Source organism: Shewanella sp. 10N.286.51.B8, from assembly GCF_041469325.1.
GTDB lineage: Bacteria > Pseudomonadota > Gammaproteobacteria > Enterobacterales > Shewanellaceae > Shewanella.
This window is the reverse complement of the sequence record NZ_JBFRKG010000051.1, coordinates 1-4,863: the sequence shown is the minus strand read 5'-3', so window position 1 is coordinate 4,863 and position 4,863 is coordinate 1. Positions and strand designations below refer to the sequence as shown.

Genomic DNA, 4,863 nt, shown 5'->3' with positions numbered 1-4,863 from the left:
GACCGCCAAGGATGGTGGGAGTGTCATTATTTGTCTGGAACAAATTTGACCAAAACATGGCGAAGTTTCACAGTGTGAAGCGCTCTGAGCGAGAGGCATGGATGCCGAACTGGCCGTTTAACATGGATGTTATTTGTTTTGGCAGAGCTTACATGGACCTTTTGATTTATATAAAGAGTGCAGCGTCTCGCAGTTGTATCTGCACAAAAGGTCGCTCTTTCACATCTGACCCATAGGGATTTGGGAAATGTCATGATGATGTCGGGAACATCATTGACCATGTGATCGCGACATTTGTATATCCTATACATCACCTGCGGCAGGCAATGGATTAGATTGAAGTGATGATCTAGCATAACTGAGCCAATTAAAATGAAGTATAAATTTGGTGCCAGTAACACGTCCATGCCTCAAAACGAGTTGGTGCTAGCAATGGGATAATCAGCATAACCTTACTTTTTCTAATCGATTATGACCGCCTTACTTGTCGTCCAAATGACTGGTTGCCTATACAGGTATAACTGATTTTCTCCAAATTGAGATAATTCTGGCGCCAAAGGATGCGTAAAATGAGCTTTTTACGCATCGATAATTTTGTAACATTCGAGAAAACCCATACATATCAATCTACTGCGAAATTTTTTAAAGTGTTGTATAGACCTCGTAAACAAAGACGCATTCTTTTTCCGGCAGTATTTTGAGCATTACTTACGTATTCGCGAAAATATTCGATTTACAACAAGGACTTAGCGATGGTATCTTTGAGGTTTGAATTGAGCAGCCTGGAACATTATTGTGCTGCTATTGAATAAGCTGTTAGCACCTTTAGAACGCGCAAAAAAATACATTGAAGGGATACAATGAGTATAATATCTAGATTATTTGGGAAAAAAGAAACTGTATTTGAAAATGGATTAGTGGCAAATAATCAGATAGATAATCCACTTAGTCTCCAGGTTCTTTTTAGTGGCATCTTCGATCTAGATAATACTGAGCTGGGACACTCTTTTCGCTCTTATCATCCGAGTTTATCAGATGCGAAATTTGAAATTGATGAAGAACTAAAAAACAATGGGACGCCTATTGGTATGATAGGCTGGAACAAGCATGTAATTCAGGTTGTTGGATTTGATCAGCCAATGCCAAGTGAAAGTCTAGAAAGCTGCATAACCCCGTCTCATTACGCTCAGGATTTAAAGGATAGAGCAAGAGCTCACGAGAGCCATCTTATTTTGTATTATAAAGGATACGATAGTAATCCAATAAACCAGTATGCCTCGATGGCACTAGTTGCCGGATTCTTGTCTAGAGTTGGTGCTATTGTAATAACAAATGAAAGTGCTCTAACATCATTTCCAGCAAAAGCTCTATGTGGCGATGAAGTTGATGGGGATATAGTTGAGCTTCTTGGCACACTGCCTTTACCGGTACTTTTCTGTGGCTTTGTGAAATATGAGATTGAGGGAATTAATGGAGTCTGGTTAAGAACGTATGGTGCTCCGCAATTAGGTTTAGCAGATATGGCGTCATTAGTTGAAGATCATTCCTTTAGCCAGAATATATTGGATATTTTCAATAATGTTTTCTGTTATTTATTGAAGTCAGGTGCGCAATTCAGTGAGGGGAATACTATGCAAGTTGGAGATGATGTATATATGAAATTACGATTACCATCTGATACTGAATATTTTTTAGTAAGTGAACATGGCTTATTCGTTGCTGAATTTATATCAGAGATGGAAATAAATCAGTGCTAACAAGCGCCTGCAATCTGGCCTCCGGCCACTGTCACCTTTTTTGCAAAGAGCCGCAAAAAAGGCGCCAGTAGCTTCCGGCAGTTGAGGCGGGCGTTATGTGCTTCGGCACTGTTATATCATCAGGAATTTTTAATACCAAGGAGTAATAAATGGTTAAATTAGTAGTGGCGGCATCAGTTTTAGTATTAGCTGGTTGTGCAAGCCAACGTCCAGATCTATCTCAGGAAGAATGGAAATTAAGGGAGTATAACAATCACAATAAGCAGGAAGTTATAGCTGCTGCGCGAGAAGTCATTCGACTTTCAGATCCTAGTGACGTTAATTTTGAGAATACATCAGATGGATTTAATGCAAATAGAACATCTATTGGTTATTACGTTGTAGCAAATGAAATTGATGGATACGCATTTAATTTTGTCGCACAAGAAAAAAATGGCGTTACAAGATCTAGGTTAGAAATAGAAGAAACCGAAATAAACCAAAGCCTTCTTACTTTAGGGCTACCAGTTGGCAAAAATGGAAAACCAGAGCATCCCTACGTGTATGAACTTTTTTACTCACGCATGGCGTACTTACTTGGAGATAAGGATGAATGGCATAGATGCGATGATGCAGTAAGCAGAGTTTCTGCCAGATTTGGCTTACCGAATGATGCTAGAAAGTTAGGTATGGCGTCAATATGTGGTAAATTTTCAGATGATAACATCCCTAATTCAGCATCTAAAAAAGTAGAGCTTTTCTAATTAAGTGTTAACTAGCACATAACAAGCCATTCAAATAACAAGGCCACCCATTCTAGTTGGCTACAAACTCATCCTAAAGCAAAAAGTGTTGAGTTAAACGCTCACTTAGATGATGAAAGAGTTAAGTACTTTTAATGTGGTGTAATAGAAATTTAACAAGTTGCTTACAATAAAAATAACAAGGCCACCCATTCTAGTTAAAAATAACAAGGCCACCCATTCTAGTTGTTATGTTATAACTTCTAAATAATGGGTGGCTTTGTAACTCTTCTCAGGTTGGATTATAGCGGCTCAAAAATATTGGTAATCTAATTGAACGTGATCACCCACGAATATTTTTACATTTGAGTTTAAGAGTCATTAAATTGCTTTACTTCAAAGACATAGAAAATGTAGGATGATATTAATCAATAAATTAAGTGGGCAGCTTTATCGGTCGAACCGTTCAGTAAACTGTCATAATTCAGGGAGATTTTGGTGATGTCGTCATGGGAACAAGACATAACTCAAGCACTTGAAAATCTAGGCGGGGTTGCCAGTTATGATGACATCTATTCAGAAGTATCAAAACTAAGAAGAGATCTTCCTAAAACTTGGAAAGCTGTAATCCGCCGAAGAATTCAAGACTTGTCAGCGGATTCTGATGGTTTTAAAAAAGGTCAAAATCTGTTTTATTCGGTTAATGACTTAGGTGCTGGAGTATGGGGACTTAGAAACAAATTAGTTCACACTCCTAAAGCTGTGGATTTATCAGTGGGTATTAAAGAGCCAGAACGGGAATATACAATTACCTATCGTGTTTTGCGTGATACAAAATTAGCTAGAGAACTAAAATTGGTTCACAAAAATTCATGTCAAATCTGCGGTCTTCAAATTCAGCTACGAAATGGAAAATTGTACTCGGAAGCTCATCATATAATTCCATTAGGCACTCCACATAATGGTTCTGACACACCAGAAAACATTATTGTTTTATGCCCCAATCATCATGCAATGTGTGACTATGGTGCTATTGGGTTATCGCTAAAAGAAATTAAGCAGGTATCAAACCATAGTATTTCTCAAGAAAGCATCGATTATCATAACAAGGTAATCTGTGAAACTGAGTTATAACAAAGCGCTCAAGGGCGGCGCCAAATGCTGACTCAATCGAGTTTATTAACCTCATTGAATCAGTTAGACTTAAAAAAGATATGATGGAACACTATAATGAAAAGGAATTTCAATGAAATACGTACAAATCAAGCCTCATAATCAATTCAAAATTGCTTTGCAGCCCAGAGCCAGCATCAAAAAAAGAAAATTCCTATAGAGTAAATTCTACCCATTGAACAGGGCTCGGCATCGGCCTAGTCCAATAAGCGGTTTGTGCCATGCAAACAGCGCAAAGCATAAATACTAAAACGTTATGTCTTAAGGATAAATTAGATGAAGTATTGGAGAATGCAGTTACACCCTGATGATGGGAAAAGTTCGGGGTTCTATTCGCACCAAAGTGTTGCGGCGGGGTTTATTGGATTGGATTTTGCTACCGATACAGGTGATCTTCTGGCAGAGGACCATAGTGAAATTCTTTCGAGCCAAAAGGATTACGTAGATTTTGCACAGAAAATGGAGGTCGGAGATAAAGTGCTCGTTATCTCCCATCACTTCCCATTGGCCTTGGTTACAGTTGATAGTGAATACAATTACATAAGAAGAACCGAACCCCAAATTGGTGTCTGGTTCAGGCACTTTCGCAGAATTAAAGATGTAGTGTATTACTCAGACTTTAAAACCAATGCAAAATCATGGGATCAATACATCATGACTGACACAATTTCTATTCTCAAAAATCCTAACTCAAAGTCATTTAAGCTAATCGAGAGAATGAGCACAGTTGAGACATAACAATCTAATTTGACCTCCGCAAAGTGTCACCTTTTCTTCGAGTCAAAAAACGCCACTTTGCAACGGCAAATTAACAGCGCAACCCATAAATACTAAAACGTTATGCAGATAATGGAGTCTGGCTATATGGATAATAAATTGTTTCATACTCACTTTCGAAGTGAAAATATGCCAACTTGGCCTTGCCCTAAATGTGGTGCAAATTCACTTTCGTGTTTACCTGAAGGTTTTAATAAGCAATATAAAGAACCAATCGATATTGATCATCCTAATTTTTCACCTCACGACATTGAATATGTTTTTAGTATGAATTTAAAATGCACTATTCCTTCATGTGATTATAGGGTTATGGGTATTGGCTCTGGTGATGTGTCGCAAGAATATTTACATGATGGCTCTAATAATTGGGATTGGTTTGACAATTTTGAAGTTAAATTTTTCGAACCACCACTTCGTGTACTGGTCAACCCAAA

The 4,863-nt window shown here is 38.0% G+C and carries 4 protein-coding genes and 1 pseudogene; all 5 read left to right on the top strand.

Annotated elements, in window-relative coordinates:
* Nucleotides 1–860 precede the first annotated feature (860 nt).
* Complete coding sequence (locus AB4160_RS17630) at nucleotides 861–1,757, top strand: DUF4261 domain-containing protein (RefSeq protein ID WP_372005708.1); 897 nt, start codon at nucleotides 861–863, stop codon at nucleotides 1,755–1,757.
* A gap of 149 nt (nucleotides 1,758–1,906) precedes the next feature.
* On the top strand, nucleotides 1,907–2,500 hold the full coding sequence (locus AB4160_RS17625; RefSeq protein WP_372005706.1) for a hypothetical protein: 594 nt from the start codon (nucleotides 1,907–1,909) through the stop codon (nucleotides 2,498–2,500).
* Nucleotides 2,501–2,980: 480 nt separating this feature from the next.
* Nucleotides 2,981–3,613 (top strand): HNH endonuclease, encoded by a 633-nt coding sequence (locus AB4160_RS17620; protein WP_372005704.1) that lies wholly within the window; start codon nucleotides 2,981–2,983, stop codon nucleotides 3,611–3,613.
* 315 nt (nucleotides 3,614–3,928) lie between these two features.
* The gene (locus AB4160_RS17615) at nucleotides 3,929–4,390 is read left to right on the top strand and encodes a hypothetical protein (RefSeq protein WP_372005702.1); all 462 of its coding nucleotides are present in this window, start codon (nucleotides 3,929–3,931) and stop codon (nucleotides 4,388–4,390) included.
* 126 nt (nucleotides 4,391–4,516) lie between these two features.
* A pseudogene (locus AB4160_RS17610) lies at nucleotides 4,517–4,863 on the top strand (hypothetical protein); the annotation flags it as partial.

Bases quoted from the DNA above. Each gene is read 5' to 3' on its own strand.
- AB4160_RS17615 (WP_372005702.1), top strand. From the start codon at position 3,929: ATGAAGTATTGGAGAATGCAGTTACACCCTGATGATGGGAAAAGTTCG.
- AB4160_RS17620 (WP_372005704.1), top strand. From the start codon at position 2,981: ATGTCGTCATGGGAACAAGACATAACTCAAGCACTTGAAAATCTAGGC.
- AB4160_RS17630 (WP_372005708.1), top strand. From the start codon at position 861: ATGAGTATAATATCTAGATTATTTGGGAAAAAAGAAACTGTATTTGAA.
- AB4160_RS17625 (WP_372005706.1), top strand. From the start codon at position 1,907: ATGGTTAAATTAGTAGTGGCGGCATCAGTTTTAGTATTAGCTGGTTGT.